Here is a 21,982-nt window from a genome sequence, read left to right as displayed (position 1 = left end):
ATACCGGTCGGACCGAGACGGCAAACGCGCGGCCGCCCGCGCGGTATGCGCGGGCGGCCGAAACGGCTTCTTCCGTCCTTCCGGGCGCCCGTTGCTCCACTCCTGCCCGGTCCGCCTGTTGACGCCGACGATCCGGCACGCCTCTCGAACGCTGAAGCCCTGCTGCATGAGCCGGAAGTATTCCTCCCGCTCCGCGACCAGCTTCTTGCGTCCCTGAGGCACCCGACCCTCACGAACCTCGAAATCCATCGCATCCCCTGAACTGGGGTGTTGCGACGACCACTAGAACTCAAGTTCGCAGGGTGGCGGGCTTTCTGTTTCTTCCGGTGTGCCGGGCCGCCGGCTTCTCGTGGTTCATTGTCCAATATGGATGAGTGCCGGCCGTTACCCTGAACAAGGTTTTGAGTAGTGATGCGAATACCTTTCGTGATGTGAGCTGGTGAACGGCGTATTGCGGCCAGTGGCTTGCGCCCTCCGGGTTGTTATGGTTAGCCTCCCCTAAGTTGGCACTCGGGGGTGCCTAATCTGCCACTACCATGGAGGATCGTTGATGCGTACACCCCGCGTGCTCGCCGCAGCCGTCACAGCCGTCACGGCGCTCGCCCTCGCCGCCTGCGGATCCGGTTCCGGTAAGGAAGCCACCGCCGAGCCGTCGCCGGCCGGTGACGGGAAGATCACGATCTACAGTGGCCGGACCGAGAAGCTGATCAAGCCACTGATCGAGAACTTCGAGAAGGCCAGCGGGGTGAAGGTCGAGGTCAGGTACGACGACACGGCCAAGCTCGCAGCCCAGCTGCTGGAGGAGGGCGGCAAGACCAAGGCCGACCTGTACTTCGCCCAGGACGCCGGCGGGCTCGGCGCGGTCGCCAAGGCAGGCCTGTTCGCCGCGCTGCCCAAGGACGTGACCAGCAAGGTTCCGGCCGAGTACCGGGCGGCGAACGACCAGTGGGTCGGCGTGACCGGCCGGTCGCGGGTCCTGGTGTACAACTCCGACCTGGTGCAGGCCGCCGACCTGCCGAAGACGGTGTTCGACCTGAAGGACCCGAGGTGGAAGGGCAAGATCGGGATCGCGCCGACGAACGGTTCGTTCCAGTCCTTCGTCACCGCGATCAGGGTCTCGCAGGGCGACGACGCCGCGAAGGCGTTCCTGAAGAACCTGAAGGACAACGACGTGCAGAGCCGTTCCGGCAACGCGCTGATCGTGGAGGACGTGAACTCGGGCAAGCTCGCCGCGGGCCTGGTCAACCACTACTACGTGTACGAGAAGGCCAAGGAGAAGGGCACGACGCCCGACGGGCTGAAGGCCAAGCTGCACTTCTTCCGTGGCGGTGACCCCGGGGCGCTCGTGAACGTGGCCGGCGTGGGCGTGCTCAAGCAGGCTGCGAAGGATCCCGACGTGCGCAAGTTCGTCGACTACCTGCTGTCGGCCGACGGCCAGAAGTACTTCGCCGAGCAGACCTACGAGTACCCGCTGGTCGCCGGGGTGGCCACCGCGCCGGGCCTGCCGTCCCTGAAGGATCTGAACCCGCCGAAGGTCGACCTGAACGATCTCGACTCCCTCCAGCAGACGATCGCGATCATCAAGGGTTCGGGGCTCGTACCCTGACCAGTCACCGCTCGTGGACCGGGGCGGCGCGCAGGCCGGTGATGGCGGCCGGCGCGCTGCTCGCCGGTGCCGTGGCCGTGACGCCCCTGGTCTACCTGCTGATCCGTACCGCGGAGGCCGGCTGGGAGCGGGTCGCCGAGGAGCTGCTGACCACACGGGTGGCGCTGCTGGCGAGCCGGAGCCTGCTGCTGGCCGCCGTGGTGACCACGGCGTGCCTCGTGCTCGGGGCCGGCACCGCGTACCTGGTGGTGCGGACCGACCTGCCCGGCCGGCGGTTCTTCGGCGTGCTCGCCGCACTGCCGCTGGCTGTGCCGACCTATGTGGCCGGGTTCTGCTGGATCGCGGCCGTCGACGCCTTCGAGGGGTTCTGGGCCGCGGCTCTGCTGCTCACGCTCTGTTCCTACCCGTATGTGTACCTGCCTGTGGCCGCCGCGCTCGCCGGAGCCGACCCGGCGCAGGAGGAGGTCGCGCGCTCGCTCGGGCACGGCCCGTGGCGGACACTGACCGGCGTGACGCTGCGGCAGATCCGGCCGGCGGTCGCCGCCGGCGGGCTGCTCGTCGCGCTGTACGTCCTCAGTGACTTCGGTGCGGTGTCCCTGACCCGGTTCCACACCTTCACCGTCGCGATCTTCACCGCCGTCGACCTCGGCTTCGACAAGACCGGAGCGCTGGTGCTGTCCACGGTGCTCGTGGTGCTCACCGTCGCCCTGCTGGCCGGCGAGATGGCCACCCGCCGCAGGGGCGCGCGCTACGCCCGGGTCGGTTCCGGTGCCCGGCACCAGGCGCCGCAGCGAAAACTGGGTGCGTGGCGCTGGCCGCTGGCGGGCGCGCTGTCCGGTGTGGCGTTCCTTTCCCTGGGCGTACCGGCCCTCAGCCTCGCCCAGCGCATGATCGAGGGCGTGTCCCGCGCCGACCCGCTGGGCGAGGTCGCCGTGGCCGCCGGCAACTCGCTGCGCGTGTCGGCCCTCGGCGCGGCGCTGAGCGTCCTGCTGGCACTCCCGGTCGGCCTCTACGCCGTCCGCGGCTCCGGCTGGCTGCCCGGCCTGCTCGAACGGGTCAGCTATGCCGGTCACGGCCTGCCGGGCCTGGTCATCGGCCTGTCGCTGGTCGCCTTCGGCGTGCACGTGGTCTATCCGCTGTACCAGACCACGACGATGCTGGCCCTCGCGTACGCTGTGCTGTTCCTGCCGCTGGCCGTGGGCTCGGTGCACGCCGCAGCCGCGCAGGCGCCGCCGGGGCTGGAGGAGGTGGCGCGTTCGCTGGGGCGTACACCCTGGTCTGTCTTCCGGACGGTGACCATCCCGCTGACCGCGCCGGGCATCGCCACCGGAGCGGCGCTGGTCATGCTGACCTGCATGAAGGAGCTGGCGGCGACGCTGATGCTGCGGCCGACCGGCATGGACACCCTGGCCACCGAGCTGTGGACGCAGACCTCGGCCGGCGCATACGCGGGAGCCGCACCCTATGCCGCGCTCCTGGTGGCCCTGTCGGCGATCCCAACCTGGCTGCTCGTGAGGGGAAACTACCGTGAGCTCTCTTGAGGTGCGTGAGCTGCGCAAGGCTTTCGGCCAGGTGACCGCGCTCGACACGGTGACCCTCGGCGTGCCGGAAGGCGAACTGGCCGCGGTCCTCGGGCCGTCGGGCTGCGGGAAGACCACCCTGCTGCGCTGCCTCGCCGGATTCACGACGGTGGACAGCGGGCGGATCCTGGTCGGCGGGCGGGACGTGACGGCCCTGCCGCCGGAGAAGCGCCGGATCGCTGTCGTGCCGCAGGAAGGCGCGCTCTTCCCGCACCTGGACGTCGCGGCGAACGTCGCCTACGGCCTGCCCAGGGCTGACCGGCGCGGCGGCCGGGCGGCGGAGGTCCTCGAACTCGTCGGCCTCGCCGGATACGGCAGGCGGATGCCCCACGAACTGTCCGGCGGGCAGCAGCAGCGGGTCGCCGTCGCCAGGGCGCTGGCACCCCGGCCGCCGCTGGTCCTGCTCGACGAGCCGTTCAGTGCCCTCGACGCCGGGCTGCGCGCCGAGCTGCGCCGCGACATCCGGGCGGCCCTGCGCGCGGACGGGGCGACGGCCGTGCTGGTCACCCACGACCAGGGCGAAGCGATGTCGATGGCCGACCGGATCGCCGTGATGCGTGGCGGGCGGATCGTCCAGAGCGGCCCGCCTGCCGACGTGTACGGCACCCCGGCCGACGCCTGGGTGGCGGGTTTCGTGGGCGAGGCGGTGCTGCTGCCGGCCGAGGTACGTGCCGGGCAGGCCCTCACCGCGCTCGGCAAGGTACCGTGCCCGGCCCCCGACACCGCCGCCGCGACCGTGCTGATCCGCCCCGAACAGGTCGAACTGGCCGGCGAGGGTGTCGCGGCCACTGTGGAGCGCGAGGACTTCTTCGGACACGACGCGCTGCTCCTGCTCCGGCTCGACGACGGCACGGCCCTGTCAGCCCGGGTGCTGGGCGGCATGCCCCGCCGCGTACCGGGGGAGCGGGTCGCGCTGCGGGTACGCGGCGAGGCGAGGCTGCTCGGCTGATCCGTGTGTGCAGGGTTGTGCATCCGACACGGGAACCGGTGCGCCGCGTTCCGGCGGGTACGCTGGGGCCGGCAGCGCCGCCAGCTCCGGTCGGCAGTCAGGGTGGATCCGCTCCGGGGAGTACAGCGCCGAGACCGCACCACGGGAGCAGGAGAAGGTGACCGAGTTGCAGGTACGCACGGGCCTGGCCGGGCCGCTGACATGATCACTCTGGAGGCGGACCGCAGGCTGGTCACGGCCACTGAGCTGCGCTCTGGCCTGCCGCTGGACGCGCCGGACCGGATCCTCCGGCAGCGGGCCGAGATCCGGGCCATCCTCGACGGCGAGGACGACCGGCTCCTTGTCCTCGCCGGTCCCTGCTCCATTCACGACCCGATCGCCGGGCTCGACTACGCCCGCAGGCTCGCCTCCGCCGCCGCCGCGCATCGGGCCGACCTGCTGATCGTGATGCGCGCGTACCTGGAGAAGCCCCGCACGATCGTCGGCTGGAAGGGCATGCTCACCGACCCGGGGCTCGACGGCGGCAGCGACCTCGACACCGGGCTGCGGATCTCCCGCAAGTTCCTGCTCGCCGCGCACGGCGCCGGGCTGCCGCTGGCCTGCGAGTTCGTCGACCCGATGCTCGCCGGGTACCTGGCGGACCTGGTCTCCTGGGGCTGCATCGGCGCCCGCACCGTGGAGAGCCAGCCGCACCGGCAGCTCGGATCGTGGCTGCCGATGCCGGTCGGGTTCAAGAACGCGACGTCGGGCGACGTGGGCCCCGCTGTCCACGCCGTGCAAGCAGCATCGGCCGGGCATGTCTTCGCCGGGCTGGGCGACGAGGGCGAGCCTGCCGTGATCCGCAGCCACGGCAACACGCACGGGCATGTCGTCCTGCGCGGCGGCGAGCGCACCGGCCCCAACTACGAAGCCACGTCCGTCGGTGCCGCACTCAAGCTGCTGAGGGGCGCGGGCCTGCGCGAGACGGTGGTCGTCGACGCCTCACACGGCAACAGCGGCAAGGACCACCGCCGCCAGCCGGTCGTGATCGATAACCTGGCCGGCCAGCTCGCCGCCGGGCAGCACGGCCTGGCCGGCATCATGATCGAATCGTTCCTCGCCGAGGGCGCGCAGCCGATCCGGCCAGGCCGCCTGGAGTACGGCAGGAGCATCACGGACGCCTGCCTCAGCTGGGAACACACCACGGACCAGCTGGACGTGCTCGCCAGGGCCGTACGCGCCCGGCGGGAAACCGCCCGCCGCTGAGACGTCCGGGCCGGGCCGCCGCCACTGACGAGGGTCCAGGGTGGGCACTGGACCGGCAGGCGGCCCGGGCCGGCCCATCCCGCGCTGTCCATCAGGGAGCGATCAGGGACACGTAAACCTGGGCGGGCCGGGAGTCTTCCAGACAGCGAAATATCCTGACAAGATAGCCGTGCGCCACGGCGAACGTGCCTGCATCCATGCCGGACTCGACGCCGCTGTCAGGTCCCAGACGGCCGAGCTCGACCCGAGAGCCCTCGCCGTGGCGCCCTTTGGGTAGTGCCGGCCCGCTGAGAGCGACGATGCGCGCGTTGCCCAGAACCCGCCATACAACACCGGTATGGCGGAACCTGGGCGCCTTCGCATCCTCACTCTCAGCAGGCCACCTCGCGTTAGATCAAGAGCCAAGAGCCAAGAGCCAGGTTCAGATTTTGTACCCGTCGATCAGGGGTAGGCGAACCATCCAGGAAGAAAACAACGTTTTCGTGATCTTGGATTGAGTTGCCTGTTGACGTGGCCTTTTGGTGCTAACGGCTGTCCGTCCTAATGTGACGGTCGTGGTGTGGGGCTGGGTGGTTGGTCGATGGGTGGGCGGGCGTGACGTTCGAGGCGTTCTCTGAAGAAGATCTGGAGCGGTTGCGCCGGTTCCCGGAGATCAACAAGGAGGAGTTGTACAAGTTCTTCACCCTGACGCCGGCGGATGAGGCGTTCTTGGGGAAGTTCTACGGTCCTTCGATCCTGGGTGTGGCGGTCCAGCTTTGTAGCCTGCCTTGGCTGGGGTTCGTGCCGGATGATGTGTCGGCCGCGCCGCCGGCGGCGGTGGCCCGGCTGGCTGAGCGGCTGGGGGGATTCCAGGAACAGTGGTTATCGCTGAGAAGGATCTTGGTGGTGTTGGGTCGACTGGCCCGAAACCCGTCCTGATTGCCGACGTCGATGATCCCGTGGACTTCGTGCGGGGCGGCAGCCGCGTCACCGGTGGGGGAAACTGAGGCGATTAGGAGACGCAGAACTCGTTGCGTTCCGGGTCGGCCATCGTCACCCCGTACTGGCCATTCGGCTCGTCGTCGGACCTGCTCAGGACGGTCGCGCCGAGCTGGGTCAGGCGCGCCACCTCGGCGTCGACCCGCTGTCGGCGCACCGCCACCGGGACGGACCGGCCGCCGCCGACCAGTACGTCGAAGTGCAGCCGGTTCTTCAGGGTCTTGCGCTCCGGGACGATCTGGAACCAGATGGCCGGACCGGCGCCGGTGGGGTCGACGAGCCGGTCGACGCAGTCGCTGTCGCCGAGCTCCGCAGCCGGCACGCCCACGCTCAGGTAGAAATCGCGCCAGGTGGCGTGTCCGGTGGGCGGATCCGCCGCGCGGTAGCCCAGGGCTGCCGCCCAGAACGGGACCAGCAGGTCGGGCTCGGCGCAGTCGATGGTGATCTGGAAGGTCATGCCGCCGATCCTGCCCGAGGGGTCTGACAGTTCAGCCGCACGAGTCCCGAACGCTCATCGCGGCGACGAACGCCGCCACCGCCCGGGCGCGCCGTCAGCTCACAGGTCGCTCCTAGCCGCCCTGAGAGCCGATCTCGCCTGCTACTCATCGTTCAACGCTCCGCCAGACGCCGCCGCGCTTGAGGCGGCGATCGATGACCTCGCGGCAACGCTCGGCGGACTCCCCGGCTGGCTCAGCGTTCAGCAGCGCTCCTATGTGGCGATCGGCTGGAGCGCTCAGCGCGCAGCGATGAACCACCGGGCCGCCTAGCGCAGGCCTTCCATTGAGCTGTTCAGCGATGGCGTCGAGGCCGGTTTGGGTGAAGGTGCGCAGGTCGGTGGTCTTGCTCAGGTATTCGGGGTGCCCCTCCCCGGGCCGGGGAGGGGCACTGCGGATCTAGCGCAGGTTGTCCCACGTGGTCAGGCAGTACCAGCCGAACCCGGAAATGGCCGGGCGCAGGGAGCTGACCTGGTCGTTCCATGCGAACCCGTCGGAGGCGCGGACGCCCGCGATGGAACCCTTCCAGCCAGGCCAGACCATGAGCGCGTGGCCGGGCACGCCAGTGCCGTTCTGCTTGGCGTGCTCGTACAGGCACCACGGCTTGGTCGAGCGGTTCCACACCGCGCTGGTCTGGTCCTGGAGCTTGCCGCCCAGCGCGACGCCCAGGTCGTCGGTGCCTTCGGTGAACCACCCCTGGTAGCCGGACGAGTCGGCGTTGTAGAAGATGCAGAAGTTACGGTCCGGGCACTGGTCGTAGGTAGCGGCGGCTGGGCTCTGCACCGCCAGCGCGCCCGCCAGGCCGGTCGCCGTGACCGCAAGGGTCGCCAGGGCTGCCTTGATGCGTGACATGAGACTCCCGTCGTAAGGGTGGAGGATTGTGGCCCGCAGGCCGCGCACAGTCTGCGCGGCAGCAGCCGAGGGCAGCCATCTATTCGATGATGATCGAAACCTCAGATCTCCCGCTGCTGCTCGAACTGCGGGTCTTCTCCCGTTCCAGATACGCCTTCACGCCCGACGGGCCGGCCACGCCGACCTGCGCGGCCACGGCGACGTCGACCGGGGCGCGGTTGCCTTGCCGATTACCTCGGGTTCCTTGGCCACCGGGCCGCCGCCCTGACCTGGGCTGGCGTCGCGCAGGACGGATTCCTGGTGGGCCGCTCGATGAGCCGGGTGCCGCCTCCGGTCTCCGGGTCAGGCGGCGAGTCCCCGCCGGTCAGGCCTGCGGTAGGGTTCCGATCCCCTCGGAATCACTTCAGATCTCACGAACGTTTGACCTCGCCGCTGCCGTCGACCGGCTTCCCACCGACCACTGAGGCGAACCAGCGGGCGGCTCAGGACACCCAATCAATCCAAGATCACGAAAACGTTGTTTTCTTCCTGGATGGTTCGCCTACCCCGATCACGCGCTCTGGTTCCGGAGCCGGAGCCCGCAGCCCTTGATCAAGAACTGTGAGCCCCTCAAGCTCCAGCAGCCACAGTGGAGCCGACGACGAGGGCGTACCTGGACGGGATGTGCGGCAGCGTCAGGGGCGATTGCGCAGCAGGTCGAGATAACACGACACGGGCTGGGCGCCGGAGAGGCGGACTGGGCCGGCCACGACGGTTGGCACGGCGCTGACCATTGTCCTGGCCAGGACGATCTCGCCCCGGATCTGCTCGACGCCGTGGTCGGAGGTGAGGTAGTGGCTGGCGTCGGCCGGGTCGACGCCAGCCCGGCCGGCCAGCTCGGCGAGCTGGCCGTGGTCGGAGAGGTCCGCGCCGTCCGTGAAGTACGCGGCGAACAGGTGGGTTTTCAGCTCGACCTGGGTCTGGTGGCCGTACTTGTCGCCGGTGAAGGCGAGCAGCCGGTGAGCCTGGAGGGTGTTGACGGCCTGCGCGCGGTCGAGCCGGAAGTCGATGCCGTCGTCCCGGCCGACCGAGAGCAGGGAGAAGGTCAGCTCCTCGTACTGGTCGCAGCCGTAGCGCACGGCCATCGACTCGCGCAGGGGCACCGGACCGTCCGGCTGGTTGGGCTCGAGCTGGTACGGCCGGTGCACGATCTCGATGTCCGCCGGGTCGCCGAGGATCGCCAGGGCCTGCCCGAGCCGCCGATGGGCGAGATAGCAGAACGGGCTCGCCACATCGGAGTACATCTCGATCTTCACGGCTCTCCTTGCGCTCAGCGAGTGAAGAGAATGAGCGAAATAGGGTCCGAATATGGACCTAGGACCGTGAGAGTAGCAGAGGTGTCCACTGTGGTGTCATGACAGACTTTTTCGGTAACGCGGCTGCTGGCGGAAGACCCGGTAGCCTACGCTTTCGTAGAGAGTCACCGTGTCGTTGGGGTTTTCCTGCAATGTGGTGATGATGGCCTTTTCCACACCCCGGGCCGCGAGGGTGTCGAGCGTCAGCCGGCACAGGGCCTGGGCCAGGCCACGGCGCCGGTGAGCGGCGCTGACGGCCACCCACGGGGTGTCGGCGGTGCCGTCTTCCTCGATGCCGCTGATCGCGAGCCCGGCGAGTTCGTCGCCGGCCCAGGCCAGGTGCCACAGGTCGCGGTCGGTGAGTTCGTCGGCGAAATCAGCCAGGTACTTCTGATAGTCGCGGGCGATGTATCCGAGGCCGTTGCGGGAGAAGCAATCCTCGATCAGGCGGTGCACCGCCGGATGATCAATTTCGCGCATGGGCCGGATCTCGAAACCGTCCGGAATGGCGGCCGGCTGCCGGGTGGGTGCGCATTCCAGATGCACGACCGTAAAAGCGATCTTGTACCCGGCGGCGAGCAGCAGCTCCCTGTTCGACTCCTGTGTGTCGTCGGCGTTCCCGCCCAGCATCGGCTTCGCCGGCTGCTCCCTGGCGACCAGCTCGGCGGCGCGTTCCTCCTGCCAGGCGAGCATCCGCCGTCCGAGGCCACGGCCGCGGTGGGCGGGCTTGACCCAGCCGAGCAGCAGGTAGAGACGGGTACCGTCGACCTCTGTCCAGTGCGGCATCCACGTGTAGCCGACGATCTCGCCCTCGTGCTCGGCGATCAGGCAGTAGGGGTCGCCGTCCGGGTCGGGTTCGGCTGACGGGCCGGGTAGCCACAGGTCGCCCTCGGCTTCCTGGCAGGCGGTGCGGACGGCCTCGATGCCGGGCAGGTCTGCCGGGCCACGGTACAGGCGAAGAGTCATGGCGGGCACGATAACCAGGGCGGGCGCCACCGTGCTCCTCATTTAACGAGGGACGCGAGGGTACGGATAGCCGCGGTGAGCTCGCCGGGGCTGGTGGCGGCGAAGCCGATGACGAGGCCGGGCGGGCCGGGCGCGTGCCGGAGGGTACTGAGCGGGACGGAGCCGAGGCCGAGCGCGAGAGCCCTGGCGCACAGGGCCACGTCGTCCACCTCGGACGGCAGGGTGATGACGGCGTGCAGCCCGGCCGCGACGCCGCCGACCCGGGCGCCGGGGAGGTGCTCGCCGACGGCGGCCACGAGGGCGTCGCGGCGGGTGCGGTAGGAGCGGGCGGCCCGGCGGAGGTGCCGGTCGTAGCCTCCGGATTCGAGGAGGGCGGCGAAGGCGAGCTGTTCGAGGGCCGGGCCGCCCCGGTCGGCGGCCAGCCGGGCGGCGACGAGATTGTCGGCGAGGTACGGCGGGGCGAGCAGCCAGCCGATCCGCACGGCGGGGGCCAGGGCCTTGCTCACCGAGCCGACCAGCGCTGTCACGTCCGGGGCCACGCCCTGCACGCAGCCGATCGGGTCGCGGTCGTAGCGGAACTCGGCGTCGTAGTCGTCCTCGATGATCAGTGCGCCCTCCGCCCTCGCCCAGGCCGCGAGGGCCGCCCGGCGGGCGGGGGAGAGGACGACGCCCTCCGGGTACTGGTGCGCCGGGGTGACCAGCACGGCGGCCAGCCCGGGCGGTGGCACGGTGATGCCGTCGCAGTCGACCGGTACCGGCACGGGGGTCAGCCCGTTGCTCACCAGGTGCTCGGCGAGCCCGGCGCTGCCCGGGTCCTCGACGCCGACGAGCCGGCCGGGGAGTACCCGGGCGAGGAGGGTCAGGGCCTGGGCGGTGGCGGTCGTGACGAACAGGTTCGCCGGGTCGGCGCGGGCGGAGCGGACCCGGCCGAGGTGCGCGGCGAGGACCTGCCGCAGCCGGGGCGCGCCGAGCGGGCCGGGATAGTCGAGGTCGGCGTCGGGCACTGTGGACAGAGCGTGATGGTACGCCCGGCGCCAGGCCGCCCGGGGGAACAGCGCCAGGTCCGGCACGCCGGGGCGGAGCGGGAGGGGGTGGGGCGCCCCGCCGGGTACCCGGTGATGGGTTGGGTGGGGCAGGGCGGCGAGGGCGACGACTGTGCCGGCCCCGCGCCGCGTTGTCAGCCAGCCCTCGGCCGTGAGCTGCTCGTATGCGGCGACCACCAGCCCGCGTGAGACGTTGAGGTCCGCTGCGAGCTCGCGGCTGGACGGCAGCCGGGTGCCGGGCGCGAGCCTGCCGTCGCCGATCGCTGCCCGCAGCTCGCGCAGGAGCTGGTCGCCGCGCCGGGGCCCGTGGAGCGCGAAGCCGAGCATGTGGTCCTCTTTTTTACTCGCGGATTGGACCTCTTAGCCGGTCCAAGTATTGCCTAGCGTAACCGGTATGAACCTCCGCGGTGCCCTGATGTGCACGACTGCCATGTTCCTGGTGGGCAGTTCCGTCCCGTTGAGCCGGGAACTCCTGGACTACCCCACCCTCGCCGGGCAGGCCGCCCGCTACGCGCTGGCCGCCGCCGTGCTGCTCGTCCTCGCCCGCGGCTTCCCGAGGCTGACGACACGGGACGCGGTGCGGCTGGTGGCGCTGGCGGCGACCGGCCTGGCCGGGTTCAACATCTGCCTGCTGGCCGCGCTGCGCGAGGCCGACCCGGCCACGGTCGGGACGGTGATCGGCGCGACGCCGGTCGTGCTGGCGCTGGCCGGCCGCCGGTCCACCCGGCTGGTTCTCGGCGCGGTCGTGATGGTGATCGGGGCGGCCCTCGTGCAGGGCGTCGGCCACGCCTCACTCGCCGGTCTGCTGTGGTCGGTCGGCGCGCTCGGCGGTGAGGTCGCGTTCTCCCTGGTGGCGGCCCCGCTCGTGCCGAGGCTCGGGCCGATCGCCGTCTCCGCCTACGCCTGCGTCTTCGCGGTACCGCTGCTCGCCGCCGCTTCTCTCGCCGCCGGGGAGCAGTGGCGGATGCCGGTACCTGCCGAGGCCGGCGTGCTGCTCTATCTCGCGGTCGTGCTCACCGCAGGGGCCTTTGTCATCTGGTACGCCGGGCTGAAGCGGCTCGGCGTCGCGAAGGCCGGCATGTTCGCCGGGCTGTTCCCGGTGGCAGCGCTGGCCGGAGCTGCGGTACTCGACGGGGCCGTGCCGTCACCAGTCGCCATCGCCGGAACGGTACTTGTCGGAGCCGGGCTCGTGTTCGGCCTGGCCGAACCCAGGCGGCGGGCCGTAGCCGGAACGAGACAACAGCCCGGAGCCTCCCCGAGCCCGCTACCCTCGTGATCATGGCCATTGTGAACATTGAACGCACCGAGGACGGTTTCGTCGCCACCAACGGCCGGGGCGGCCAGATCTCGATCGGCGGCCCCGAGTCCGACTTCACGCCGGTCGAGCTGCTGCTCGCCGCGCTGGGCGGCTGCGAGATCGTCACCGTGGAGCCGCTGACAGCCCAGCGCGGCCACCGGCTGGTCAAGCTGGCGGTGACCGTGTCGGCGGAGAAGATCCGGCCCAACAAGCTCGGCCCGATCACCGCCACCTACGACGTGGTCCTCCCCGAGGGTGACGACGGTGAGGTCTTCCGGAGCGTCGCCCACCGGGTCCACGACCGGCACTGCACGGTCGGCACGGCCCTCCGCGAGGAAACCGAGACGATCCAGGTCCTCCCCGAGGCCTGAGGACCCTGGTGCGCGGGGTGACCGTGGTGGTCGCCCCGCAGCCGGGCCCTACTCGCGCCCGGCGGCCCAGTCCATGAGCGCCTGGGTGTAGAGCGGGCTCAGCGTCTTCGCCTCGAAGTCGCCCGGCCAGTGCCCGAGCCCGGGCAGCTCGACCACGGTCAGGTCCGGGTGCCCGGCGGACCGCCACGCCGCCACGCTCGGCCCGACCGGCACGTTCTCCTCGTCAGCCCCGTAGAACAGTGTCACAGGGCAGCTGATCCGGGCATAGCCCGGCGCCGGGTCGTAGTCCATTTCCGCCCAGGCGGGCAGTTCCTCCGGCAACTCCGGCGGCAGGTACGCCAGCGCGAACCACGGCTTGGTGGCCGCCTCGGCCAGCAGCTTCGCCGCCTCGTCCCGGTCGCCCGCCCCGCGCAGCAGTTCCTCCACTGTGGCGCGGAGTGTGGCCAGCTCAGCCCGGTCCGCCTCGGAGTAGCCGCCCCGGCGCAGTGACTCGTCGGTGAAGTAGCGCATCTGCCGGGCGGGGCTCACGCCCGGGTTGCCCAGCAGGCCGAGGAAGGCGACCTGGTCGTTGTCCCCGGCCGCGATCGCCGCTGCCCAGGTGCCCTGGCTGAAGCCGAAGAGCCCCACCCCGATCTGGTACTCGGCGGCCAGCCACTCCAGCGCCACCAGCGCGTCGGCGGCCTGGTCGGGAAACGGCACGTCGTCCATGCCCTCACCGGCCCGCCGGTCGTAGGTCAGCACCGCATACCCCAGCGGGGCGAGCGTTCCGGCGAGGTGCTCGAAGATGGGCTGCTCGCGGTCGCCGAGGTACGCGGGGTGCAGCGCGACGATCCCGGTGTGCGGCGGCCGGTCGCCGGGCAGGTGCAGGCGGCCCGGCCGGCCGAGAGGAAGATCTATATCCATGATCGTCATCGGGAGATGATGACGGGACGGCCACTGCAAGTCAATCGCGAGACAGGAGTTCAGGACTTGCGTCTGCGGGCGTACCAGCGGGCCAGCGCCCCCGACTCCGCGACGGACCTGATCCGCGCCTCGACCTCCTCGCGGTTCGCCGCGCCGGTCACCACGAGCAGCTCGTCGCCGAGCCTGAGCCGGGTGTCGCGGGACGGGACGAAGGCGTCGCCGTCGCGGACGACGAGGGTGACGGCCGCCGGTGCCGGCAGGCGCAGCTCGTACACCTCGCAGCCGTGCAGCCGGGAGCCGGGCGTGACGGACAGGTACAGCAGATCGGCGGCGAGCGCGTCGAGCGGGGCCGACTCGACCTGCATGTCCTGGATCGGGTCCGGTGAGGACAGCCCGAGCCTGCGGGCCAGCCAGGGCAGCGTCGGGCCCTGGATCAGGGTGAACGCCACGACCAGCACGAACACGATGTTGAACAGGCGCTCGCTGCCCGGTACGCCGTTGACGACCGGGATCGTGGCCAGCACGATCGGCACCGCCCCGCGCAGGCCTGCCCAGGACAGGAAGATCTGCTCCCGCCACGGCAGCCGCCAGGGCAGCAGGGAGACCGCGATGGACAGCGGCCGGGCGGCGAGCAGCAGCACCCCGCCGACCAGCAGCGCCGGGAGGATCACGGCCGGCAGCTCGTGCGGGGTCACGAGCAGGCCGAGCATGACGAACAGCCCGATCTGCGCGACCCAGCCCAGCCCTTCGGCGAAGGACTGCACGGCGCGGCGGTGCGGCAGGCTGGAGTTGCCGAGGAGGATGCCGGCCAGGTACGCGGCGAGGAAGCCGCTGCCGTGCGCGAACCCGGCGGCCCCGAACGCGACGATGCCGGCCCCGAAGGCGGCGATCGGGTACAGGCCGGAGGACGGGAGCGAGATGCGGCGGAGCACCCAGGCCCCGGCCCCGCCCGTGAACAGGCCGATCGCCGCGCCGATGGCGAGCTGGTAGATGACCTCCAGCGGGGTGGTCCAGTGCAGGGTGCCGATGCTGAGCACCGACACCAGGATCACGGTCGGCGCGTCGTTGAACCCGGACTCGGCTTCCAGCAGGCCGGCCAGCCGGCCGGGGAGCGGCAGGCTGCGCAGTACGGAGAAGACAGCTGCGGCGTCCGTCGACGCCACGATCGCGCCGAGCAGGAGCGCGAGGCGCCAGTCGGTACCGATGAGGAGGACAGCGCCGGCGGCCGTCACGCCCACGCTGACCACCACGCCGATCGTGGCCAGCAGCATCGCGGGAGCGATCACGGGCCGTAGTGATCGCCAGCGCGTCGCCAGGCCACCCTCGACCAGGATGATCGCCAGCGCGGCGTTGCCGAGGTCGTGGGCCAGGCGCTCGTCGCCGAAGTCGACGCCGAGGACGTCCTCGCCGAGGATCAGCCCCACGCCCAGATAGGCGAGCAGGACGGGAAGGCCCGCCCTGCTGGCCAGCCGGGCGGCTCCCACACTGGCCACGATGGCCAGCCCGCCGATGAGCAGTGGAAGGTAGAGGCGCGCGTGATCCACACTGCTCCTTCCAGCAGAACCTGACTCCCCGTGACGGTGGTGTGATCCTTTCACATTGCGGTGACCGGGGCATGTCATGCGGATCACCGGACCCGTCCCGCGTCAGCTGGCGATAATCCGAGGATGGCTTCTGGGCGGCAGTGGTGGCGGCCGGACAGGTATGCCCCTGACTGGCTCGTGCTGGCCCTCCAGCCCTCCACCGCCCCGATCCCGTGGGGCCCGGCGATCCGGATCGGCCTCGCTGCCACGATCCTGCTCACCGCCGGGCTGCTGGCAGGCCATCTGGCCGAGGTCATGCCTGCCGCTCTCGCGGTGCTGCTCGCCTCGGCCAACGACAGATCGGAGGTGTACCGGGCCAGGCTCCTGCGCATCGGCATCCCAGCCCTGGCGGGCGCCGCCGGGATGATGATCGGTTACGAGCTGCGCGGCGAACGGTACGCGCTCGGCGTCCTCGTCGCGCTGATCTTCGTCAGCGGAGTGACCAGTGTGGCCGGTCCGGTCACGTCCTCGGCCGGTCTCCAGTTCACGGTCACGTCGGTGCTCGGGTACGCGATGCCGCTGGCCGGCCCGCACTGGGCCATCACGTACCTGGCAGGCGCAGCCCTGCTCCTGCTCCTCACGCTCGTGGTGTGGCCGTTCAGCGGCCAGTCGGCGGAACGGGCAGCGGTCGCCGGAGCCTTCGAGGCGCTCGTGCACCAGCTCGCCGTGATCGGCACGGACTCGGCGATCGAGGCGCGCCGGACCACCACGGCCGCGTTCAACAACGCCTACGACAGCCTCCTCGGCTACCGGCTGCGTACCGGAGCGCGGTCCGACGAGGAACGCCACCTGCTCGAACTCCTCAACGCCGGCACGCTGCTCGGCGAGTCGGCGCAGGCGCTGCTGTGGGAGGGCAAGCCGGTACCCGACCGGGTGGTCGTCGCCGTCTTCGAGGTGTCCGACGCGATCCGGGAAGGCCGCCAGCCGGTCATCCCGCCGAAGCTGCCCGGCGACACACCCGGGCTGCGATCGCTGCGCGCCGCGCTGGCCGAGGTCGCCGATCCCGGCCCGGCGCACCTGACCCGGCACGGCACGCCCGGCGCGGCCCGGCCCGGCCGGGTGGCGGCCACGCTGCGCCGGATGGTGCAGCCGCCGGCGCTGCTGTTCGGCACGCGGCTCGCGCTGTGCATGGGCATCGCGCTCGTGGTCGCGGGCATGATGCACGAGGAACGGTCGTACTGGCTGCCGACCACCGTCGCGTTCGTCCTCAAGCCGGACCTGGGCTCGGTGTTCGCCCGGGCCATCCAGCGCAGCGCTGGCACCCTGATCGGCGTGGCCATCGCCGGCCTCATCCTCGCCGCCGCGCCCTCCGGCTGGCCGATGGTGCCGGTGGTGATCGGGTCGATGATCCTGGTACCGGTCAGCCGGGTCCGCGGCTACGGGATGGCGACCGTCGCCGCCACGCCCTGCTTCCTGTTCCTGATCGACCTGAGCACAGACCAGGGCGCGGGGCTGCTCGGTACCCGGATCGCCGACACGCTGGCCGGGTGCCTGATCGTCCTGGTCGCCGGGTACCTGCTGTGGCCGGAGACGTGGAACGCCCGGGTCGGCCCGCGCTTCGCCGCCGCCGTGCGTGGCGTGGCCGCGTACCTCGACGGGGCACTCCGCGACGGCGACCAGGCCGAGCGGGTCCGGCTGCGCCGCCAGGCGTACCGGGGCCTCGCCGACGCCAGGGCCGCCGTGGAGCAGGCGCTCGCCGAGCCGCCGCCGGCCAGTACCCGGGCCTCGGCGTGGTGGCCGGCTGTCGTCGCGCTGGAGAACGTGACCGACGCGATCACAGCGAGCGCCGTGCACGGCGGGGCCGGGGAGACCGAGGTTGCCCAGTTGTCCGCCGTGCTCAACGACCTGGCGGCCTCCGTCGTGCTCCACCACCGGCCAGCGAACCTGCCACTGCCCGAAGTGGACGATCCCGACGACGCGCTGGCTGATGTCGTCGAGCAGGTCAGGACAGCCCGGCTCGTCGTGGCCGGCCCGGAACAGCGCGGCTAGCTTCCGGCAGTTCCCACTCCGGCTGTCCGGGGGTGTCCGGGCCTGTCCGGGAGCGCCGCCGGGCCGGGACCGGCCACCTATCGTCCTCTCCATCCTGGGCGGCGGCCGAGACGGCGACGGCGCAGCGCAGCGTCGGCGACGTGTTCGGCGAGACCCTCGGCTACCACTACCAGGACAGGGCCAGGGTTCGCCAGCAGTTGATCGGGGGCTGGCGAACCGGGCCGGGTAACACACGAAGCCGGGCGTGGCCCGGGAGCCGAAGGGGTGGCGAGCACGCCACAGGGGCTCCCGGGCCACGTCCCTGCTCGTGGTGAAGCGGTCAGCCCGCGCACTCCCGGGTGACCTCCTCGCCCAGCCGTGACCGGGTGTAGTGCACCTCCCGGCCGTGCCGGGACCTGGTCACCAGCCCCGCCCCGTGCAGCACGGCGAGGTGCTGGGACACGCTGCCCGGGGTCAGGCCGGTCCGGGCGGCGAGCGCGGTCGTGGTGGCCGGGGTGGCGGTGAGGCCGAGCAGCCGGGCCCGGTTCGCGCCGAGGAGCCGGGCGAGCGCCCGAGGCGAGCCGTGGGCGTGGGCGGGAGCTGCCTCCCAGAGGGTGCCGACGGCCCTGGCCGGGTAGATCGCGGACGGCGAGTGCCATTCCGACTCGGTCAGGAGTACCCGGTGGTCGAGGAACAGGCTCGGCAGCAGGGTGAGGCCAGCCCCGGCGACGGCGATGTCCACATCGGACGCGTCGGCGATCAGCAGCCGGTCCCCGGCCCAGGTCGTGCTGGGGTGCAGGGAGTCGAACAGCAGCCGGGGCCCGCCCTCGGCGAACTGGCGGGACCGGTAGGCGATGTCGGCTTCGAGCAGGGCGCGCATCCGGGGCCAGTACGGCAGGATCGCGGCGTCCCACCAGGCGGCGACGGCGTCGGCGATCCGGGGCAGCCAGGTGACGGGGTCGGCGGCCACGGTACGGGCGAGCGGGTGCGACGGCACCGCTGGCCGGTCGGTGGCGAGGATGTCGAGTGCCACGATCTCCGGCGGGGTGGCGCGGATCGCGGCCAGTTCCTCGCCGATCTCCACGAGCGGGTCGCCGGGCGCCGGGGTCAGGAAGGCCGGCAGGTGGGCGCGGGGACGGGCGAAGGCCTCCAGCAGCTCGCGGTGCGCGCCGAGGCCCGCCAGGGTACGGGCGGACCTCACCCACGGCAGGTGGCAGGCGTGCCGGGCCGGATCGGCCAGCGCCCACAGGCTCGTCACGGTCTCCCGGACGGGGGACACGCAGAACCGGATCTCGGCGAGGTCGCCGATCTCGAACCGTACCTGTGCCATCTCACCTCCGTAGCCAGGATTCGCGTGAGCCTAAAACAATGCCGGCTCCGGCCGGAATCCCGGTTGGCTGGGAGGTGGTCGTACCCCGGCACTACGGGGGTGCCGGGGTACCTCTGCTGAATAGGAGTTCCGCCTGTGCGGGCTGTCGTCGCCGCCGCCTTTGTGGCCTTTGTCCTGTCGTTGCTGGTCACACCGGTCGCAGCCCGCGCCTTACGGGCGCTCAAGGCCGGCCAGCCGATCCGGGACCTGGGCACGGTCACCCACACCGAGAAGCGGGGCATGCCCACGATGGGCGGCCTGATCTTCATCGCGGCGACGCTGATCGCCTACGCGGCCGGTCACCTCGTCCTGGCCGGCATGCCGGACCGCGCTGCCCGCCCGGCCGGGATCACCGTCACCGGCGTCGTCCTGCTGGGCCTGCTGGTCTGGTGCGGGGCCGTCGGGTTCCTCGACGACTGGATCAAGGTACGCAAGCGCGACCCGCGCGGCCTGAGCAAGCGGGGCAAGCTGATCGGGCAGATCAGCGCCGGCGTCGTGCTCGGCTGGGTCGCGCTCGGCTTCCCGCGCACCATCAACGGGCACGCGCTGACCGTCGGCAGCGAGTACCTGTCCCTGGTCCGCGACATCGGCTGGCTGAAGATCGGCACGGCGCTCTCGATCGCCGTCTTCGTGTTCGTCATCATGTCGATGAGCAACGCGGTGAACCTCGCCGACGGGCTCGACGGCCTGGCCACGGGCGCCACGGCGCTGGTGCTCCTCGCGTACAGCCTGATCGGCTTCTGGCAGTACCGGCACTGGTGCCCGGAGTACCCGGCGAGCCGGGCAGGGGACTACTGCTACACGACCCGCGACCCGCTGGAGATCGCGCTGATCGCTGCGGCCGCCGCCGGGGCGCTGCTCGGATTCCTGTGGTGGAACACGTCACCGGGCCGGATCATCATGGGCGACACCGGGGCACTCGGCCTCGGCGGCCTGCTCGGCGGGATGGCCATCGCGACGAAGACGGTGCTGCTGACCCCGATCCTGGGAGCGCTGTTCGTCATCATCATGATGTCCGTCGTCCTCCAGATCATCTCGCTCCGTGGCTTCGGCCGGCGGATCTTCCTGATCTCCCCGCTGCACCACCACTTCGAGAAGAAGGGCTGGAGCGAGGTCAACATCGTGGTCAGGTTCTGGATCGTCGCCGCGATCGGGGTGCTGGCAGCGCTCGGGATCTTCTACTACGACTTCTCCCAGGCGTACCGCTGAGCGGAGAACCGGAACCTGACCAGCACGGCCATGACGGCCAGCGCGGTCAGGTACGGCAGGTGGGGCAGCAGGTCGGGGGCTGTCAGCGCGTGGGCCTGGGCCGGGGTGATCTCGGCCGTCCACAGTGCTGAGCCGCCGGTACCCCAGCCGAACAGGCTGGCCGTCGCCCAGTTGCCGCCCCAGTGCAGGCCGATCGGCAGGGCGAGGCTCCCGCTGCTCAGCCGCGCGTACCCGAACAACAGGCCGCCGAGCGCCGGCAGCACGAAGACGAACACCGCGCCCATCGCCCAGTACGGACGGCCGATGAGGTGGTACGCGCCGAACAGCAGGCTCGTCACGCCGAGTGCCAGCGGCGCGCCGCCGAGGGTGTGGAGCCTGTCGAAGAGGTACCCGCGAAAAAGAAGCTCTTCGAACAGGACCGACAGCAGCATCATGACCAGGCCGCCGGCCAGGGCTGCGGGAATGAGCCGGAACTGGAACGCCGCGCCGACCGCCCAGGCCTGGACCACGGCGATCAGCGAGAAGAGCAGCGCGCCCGCGCCGAATCCGATGCCCAGCTGCGCCCAGCGGAACGACGGCCTGGTGCCGTCGAGCCACATGCTCACACCCGTGGCTGCCAGGACTGCCAGCAGGAAGAAGAGCGAGTGCCCGCCAGCCATGAGCGCCAGAACGACGCCAGGCACGAGCAGTGCGAGGAAGCGCAGCAGTCTCAGCATCTTCGATCCTTCACGCCCGCCGGACGGTGATGGTGCCCGATCCCCACACCATCGTCCCGGCAGGCCGTCCGTTGTGGAAGACCCGCCAGCCGCGTGGCACGAAAAGCTCGGTCGGCCCGTGACTGCCGGGACGCGCTTTGACCACAAGGGTGTACGTTTCCGAGCGGTAGTCGAACGTCTCCTGCTCGGGAGTGCCCGCGATCCGCTGCGCGTACGGCTGACGGATCTTGCTGATCACCGGCCGGAGGCCGCCCGAGCCGTCCCGCACGCAGTAGCCGCCGCCCTTGCACCAGTAGTACATGGACCAGCCGCCCGAGAACCGGCTCATGGCCGAGGTAGCGTCCTCGACGAACCGGCCCGCGTTGGGTAGTGCGGGATTCGGCATGCCCCACTCGCCGACCAGGAGAGGCATCCGGTTCGCCAGGGGGTAGGCCGTGATCGCCTGCTCGTACGCCGGGACGAAGCCACCATCCGGGTCGTAGTCGCGCCCGTCCTCCATGCCGGTGTCGTAGAAGTGCGGCGCGTACCCGACCCTCGTGTCACCGATCGCCCCGAGCCGGGTCGGCACGCCCAGCCCGACGAGCACAGTCGGCTCCACGAACACCCAGTTGTGGCGGTCGACGGTGCGGATGGCGGCCGTCAGGCGCCGGTACATGGGCGTCAGGCGGGTCTGCTCGATCCGCGCGGAGGCCGTGACCAGGTCCTCGCCGGGCGCGATCTCGCCGAACGGTTCGTTGAGCAGGTCGTAGCCGAGGACAGCCGGATGCCCGTGTACCCGCCTGACCACCTGGAGCCACGCCGCGACCTGCGCCTCCTGGAGATCCGGGTCGGTGTAGAGGTGCTCGAAGGCGCGCATGACGCCCGGCTGGAAGTACTCGTCGAACCAGTTGGGCTGCGGCTCGTACGGCAGCCCGTCGGTCCGGGTCGCCCAGGCCGGGATGCCGCGGTGACCGTTGAAGTACGGCCCGAAGATGTCCTGGTGCATGTCGAGCATGACGAGCACGCCGCCCTGGTGCGCCGCGTCGAGCACCCGGCTGATCCGCGCCAGGTACGCCCGGTCGTACGTCCCGCGCGCCGGCTCGATCGCGTCCCACCGGATCAGCAGCCGGGCGAACGTGAACCCCTGCGCGCGCATCGCCCGGAAGTCAGCTGCCCCGAGCGTGTCCCACTCGTACTTGTCGCCGACGTTGAACCCCCGCAGGTTCATCGCCCGCCCCATCCGGTCGGCGATCAGGAACCGGTCACCCGCCCGGACAACCACGTCACCCCCTCCAGCCACCGCCGTACCGGGAAGCATGACGACCGCGAGCACCACGGCGAGGACTGTCCGGATGAGACGCTTCATGCCCGCCAGGGTAGGCGGAGGCGCCCATCAATGTGAAGATGCTTCACGTAACCACTGTTCTCGATCTTGCCCTTGATCTAACGCGAGGTGGCCCGCTGAGAGTGAATCTGGCAAGCGTCGCGGGCTTCCTCGTACCGGCGTTGTACGTGGAAGCCCGCGACGCGCAGTCCAGAT

18 protein-coding genes and 2 pseudogenes are annotated in these 21,982 nt (G+C 71.0%); 9 read left to right on the top strand and 11 right to left on the bottom strand.

Annotated features, from left to right (window positions below; genetic code table 11):
- Positions 1 to 249 (bottom strand): annotated as a pseudogene (locus tag A3G1_RS41345) (IS30 family transposase); the annotation flags it as partial.
- A gap of 301 nt (positions 250 to 550) precedes the next feature.
- Between A3G1_RS41345 and A3G1_RS0108175 the strand changes: the two are divergent.
- From A3G1_RS0108175 to A3G1_RS0108155, 5 genes and pseudogenes are all read left to right on the top strand, one after another.
- Positions 551 to 1,606 (top strand): iron ABC transporter substrate-binding protein, encoded by a 1,056-nt coding sequence (locus A3G1_RS0108175; protein ID WP_018348990.1) that lies wholly within the window; start codon positions 551 to 553, stop codon positions 1,604 to 1,606.
- 41 nt (positions 1,607 to 1,647) lie between these two features.
- Complete coding sequence (locus tag A3G1_RS0108170; RefSeq protein ID WP_018348989.1) at positions 1,648 to 3,147, top strand: ABC transporter permease; 1,500 nt, start codon at positions 1,648 to 1,650, stop codon at positions 3,145 to 3,147.
- On the top strand, positions 3,134 to 4,135 hold the full coding sequence (locus tag A3G1_RS0108165; protein ID WP_026211923.1) for an ATP-binding cassette domain-containing protein: 1,002 nt from the start codon (positions 3,134 to 3,136) through the stop codon (positions 4,133 to 4,135). Before A3G1_RS0108170 ends, A3G1_RS0108165 begins: the two co-directional genes overlap by 14 nt.
- 201 nt (positions 4,136 to 4,336) lie before the next feature.
- Entirely contained in the window at positions 4,337 to 5,380 is a 1,044-nt protein-coding gene (locus A3G1_RS0108160; protein ID WP_018348987.1) for a 3-deoxy-7-phosphoheptulonate synthase, read from the top strand.
- Between the two features lie 594 nt (positions 5,381 to 5,974).
- Positions 5,975 to 6,223: pseudogene (locus A3G1_RS0108155) on the top strand (DUF4158 domain-containing protein); the annotation flags it as partial.
- A 148-nt stretch (positions 6,224 to 6,371) separates the two neighbouring features.
- Here the strand turns inward: A3G1_RS0108155 and A3G1_RS0108150 are convergent.
- The 5 genes from A3G1_RS0108150 to pdxR form a co-directional block, all read right to left on the bottom strand.
- Positions 6,372 to 6,815: a VOC family protein gene (locus A3G1_RS0108150; RefSeq protein ID WP_018348985.1), complete on the bottom strand. Its 444-nt coding sequence runs from the start codon at positions 6,813 to 6,815 to the stop codon at positions 6,372 to 6,374.
- Positions 6,816 to 7,251: 436 nt separating this feature from the next.
- On the bottom strand, positions 7,252 to 7,704 hold the full coding sequence (locus tag A3G1_RS0108145) for a peptidase inhibitor family I36 protein (protein WP_018348984.1): 453 nt from the start codon (positions 7,702 to 7,704) through the stop codon (positions 7,252 to 7,254).
- 674 nt (positions 7,705 to 8,378) lie between these two features.
- Positions 8,379 to 8,999 (bottom strand): DsbA family oxidoreductase, encoded by a 621-nt coding sequence (locus A3G1_RS33840; RefSeq protein WP_018348982.1) that lies wholly within the window; start codon positions 8,997 to 8,999, stop codon positions 8,379 to 8,381.
- Between the two features lie 96 nt (positions 9,000 to 9,095).
- Entirely contained in the window at positions 9,096 to 10,004 is a 909-nt protein-coding gene (locus A3G1_RS0108130; RefSeq protein ID WP_018348981.1) for a GNAT family N-acetyltransferase, read from the bottom strand.
- Between the two features lie 38 nt (positions 10,005 to 10,042).
- Positions 10,043 to 11,374 (bottom strand): MocR-like pyridoxine biosynthesis transcription factor PdxR, encoded by a 1,332-nt coding sequence (pdxR, locus tag A3G1_RS0108125; RefSeq protein WP_018348980.1) that lies wholly within the window; start codon positions 11,372 to 11,374, stop codon positions 10,043 to 10,045.
- 67 nt (positions 11,375 to 11,441) lie between these two features.
- Here pdxR and A3G1_RS0108120 point away from each other — a divergent pair, with 67 nt between their 5' ends.
- Positions 11,442 to 12,323 (top strand): DMT family transporter, encoded by an 882-nt coding sequence (locus A3G1_RS0108120; RefSeq protein ID WP_026211922.1) that lies wholly within the window; start codon positions 11,442 to 11,444, stop codon positions 12,321 to 12,323.
- 2 nt (positions 12,324 to 12,325) lie between these two features.
- Positions 12,326 to 12,715 carry an OsmC family protein gene (locus A3G1_RS0108115; RefSeq protein ID WP_040477857.1) on the top strand — a complete coding sequence of 130 codons (390 nt, stop codon included), beginning with the start codon at positions 12,326 to 12,328 and terminating at the stop codon, positions 12,713 to 12,715.
- 48 nt (positions 12,716 to 12,763) lie between these two features.
- Here the strand turns inward: A3G1_RS0108115 and A3G1_RS0108110 are convergent, their stop codons facing one another.
- Positions 12,764 to 13,627, bottom strand: coding sequence for an alpha/beta hydrolase family protein (locus A3G1_RS0108110; RefSeq protein WP_018348977.1), 864 nt, complete (start codon positions 13,625 to 13,627; stop codon positions 12,764 to 12,766).
- 50 nt (positions 13,628 to 13,677) lie between these two features.
- Positions 13,678 to 15,162 carry a potassium/proton antiporter gene (locus A3G1_RS0108105; RefSeq protein WP_018348976.1) on the bottom strand — a complete coding sequence of 495 codons (1,485 nt, stop codon included), beginning with the start codon at positions 15,160 to 15,162 and terminating at the stop codon, positions 13,678 to 13,680.
- A 123-nt stretch (positions 15,163 to 15,285) separates the two neighbouring features.
- Here A3G1_RS0108105 and A3G1_RS33835 point away from each other — a divergent pair, with 123 nt between their 5' ends.
- Positions 15,286 to 17,190: an FUSC family protein gene (locus A3G1_RS33835; protein ID WP_083936801.1), complete on the top strand. Its 1,905-nt coding sequence runs from the start codon at positions 15,286 to 15,288 to the stop codon at positions 17,188 to 17,190.
- 319 nt (positions 17,191 to 17,509) lie between these two features.
- Here A3G1_RS33835 and A3G1_RS0108095 read toward each other — a convergent pair whose 3' ends face one another.
- Positions 17,510 to 18,499, bottom strand: a complete 990-nt coding sequence (locus tag A3G1_RS0108095) for an ArsR/SmtB family transcription factor (protein ID WP_018348974.1) — start codon at positions 18,497 to 18,499, stop codon at positions 17,510 to 17,512.
- A 135-nt stretch (positions 18,500 to 18,634) separates the two neighbouring features.
- On the opposite strand from A3G1_RS0108095, the gene mraY reads away from it, so the two are divergent.
- Positions 18,635 to 19,747, top strand: coding sequence for a phospho-N-acetylmuramoyl-pentapeptide-transferase (mraY, locus tag A3G1_RS0108090; protein ID WP_018348973.1), 1,113 nt, complete (start codon positions 18,635 to 18,637; stop codon positions 19,745 to 19,747).
- Here the strand turns inward: mraY and A3G1_RS0108085 are convergent.
- Both A3G1_RS0108085 and A3G1_RS33830 read right to left on the bottom strand, forming a co-directional pair.
- A complete protein-coding gene (locus tag A3G1_RS0108085; protein ID WP_018348972.1) occupies positions 19,720 to 20,463 on the bottom strand; it encodes a CPBP family intramembrane glutamic endopeptidase in 744 nt (247 codons plus the stop codon). The two genes, mraY and A3G1_RS0108085, sit on opposite strands and share 28 nt — an antisense overlap.
- A 10-nt stretch (positions 20,464 to 20,473) precedes the next feature.
- The gene (locus tag A3G1_RS33830; RefSeq protein ID WP_018348971.1) at positions 20,474 to 21,808 is read right to left on the bottom strand and encodes a cellulase family glycosylhydrolase; all 1,335 of its coding nucleotides are present in this window, start codon (positions 21,806 to 21,808) and stop codon (positions 20,474 to 20,476) included.
- Positions 21,809 to 21,982: the final 174 nt, after the last annotated feature.

Source organism: Longispora albida DSM 44784, from assembly GCF_000379825.1.
GTDB lineage: Bacteria > Actinomycetota > Actinomycetes > Mycobacteriales > Micromonosporaceae > Longispora > Longispora albida.
The sequence above is the reverse complement of the archived record's forward strand: the minus strand, read 5'-3'. Positions and strand labels throughout refer to the sequence as shown.

What these genes read in the sequence shown, in the direction of transcription:
- A3G1_RS0108175 (WP_018348990.1), top strand. Translation starts at nt 551, where the DNA reads ATGCGTACACCCCGCGTGCTCGCCGCAGCCGTCACAGCCGTCACGGCG.
- A3G1_RS0108170 (WP_018348989.1), top strand. Translation starts at nt 1,648, where the DNA reads ATGGCGGCCGGCGCGCTGCTCGCCGGTGCCGTGGCCGTGACGCCCCTG.
- A3G1_RS0108160 (WP_018348987.1), top strand. Translation starts at nt 4,337, where the DNA reads ATGATCACTCTGGAGGCGGACCGCAGGCTGGTCACGGCCACTGAGCTG.
- A3G1_RS0108150 (WP_018348985.1), bottom strand. Translation starts at nt 6,815, where the DNA reads ATGACCTTCCAGATCACCATCGACTGCGCCGAGCCCGACCTGCTGGTC.
- A3G1_RS0108145 (WP_018348984.1), bottom strand. Translation starts at nt 7,704, where the DNA reads ATGTCACGCATCAAGGCAGCCCTGGCGACCCTTGCGGTCACGGCGACC.
- A3G1_RS0108130 (WP_018348981.1), bottom strand. Translation starts at nt 10,004, where the DNA reads ATGACTCTTCGCCTGTACCGTGGCCCGGCAGACCTGCCCGGCATCGAG.
- pdxR (WP_018348980.1), bottom strand. Translation starts at nt 11,374, where the DNA reads ATGCTCGGCTTCGCGCTCCACGGGCCCCGGCGCGGCGACCAGCTCCTG.
- A3G1_RS0108120 (WP_026211922.1), top strand. Translation starts at nt 11,442, where the DNA reads ATGAACCTCCGCGGTGCCCTGATGTGCACGACTGCCATGTTCCTGGTG.
- A3G1_RS0108115 (WP_040477857.1), top strand. Translation starts at nt 12,326, where the DNA reads ATGGCCATTGTGAACATTGAACGCACCGAGGACGGTTTCGTCGCCACC.
- A3G1_RS0108110 (WP_018348977.1), bottom strand. Translation starts at nt 13,627, where the DNA reads ATGACGATCATGGATATAGATCTTCCTCTCGGCCGGCCGGGCCGCCTG.
- A3G1_RS33835 (WP_083936801.1), top strand. Translation starts at nt 15,286, where the DNA reads ATGGCTTCTGGGCGGCAGTGGTGGCGGCCGGACAGGTATGCCCCTGAC.
- A3G1_RS0108095 (WP_018348974.1), bottom strand. Translation starts at nt 18,499, where the DNA reads ATGGCACAGGTACGGTTCGAGATCGGCGACCTCGCCGAGATCCGGTTC.
- A3G1_RS0108085 (WP_018348972.1), bottom strand. Translation starts at nt 20,463, where the DNA reads ATGCTGAGACTGCTGCGCTTCCTCGCACTGCTCGTGCCTGGCGTCGTT.
- A3G1_RS33830 (WP_018348971.1), bottom strand. Translation starts at nt 21,808, where the DNA reads ATGAAGCGTCTCATCCGGACAGTCCTCGCCGTGGTGCTCGCGGTCGTC.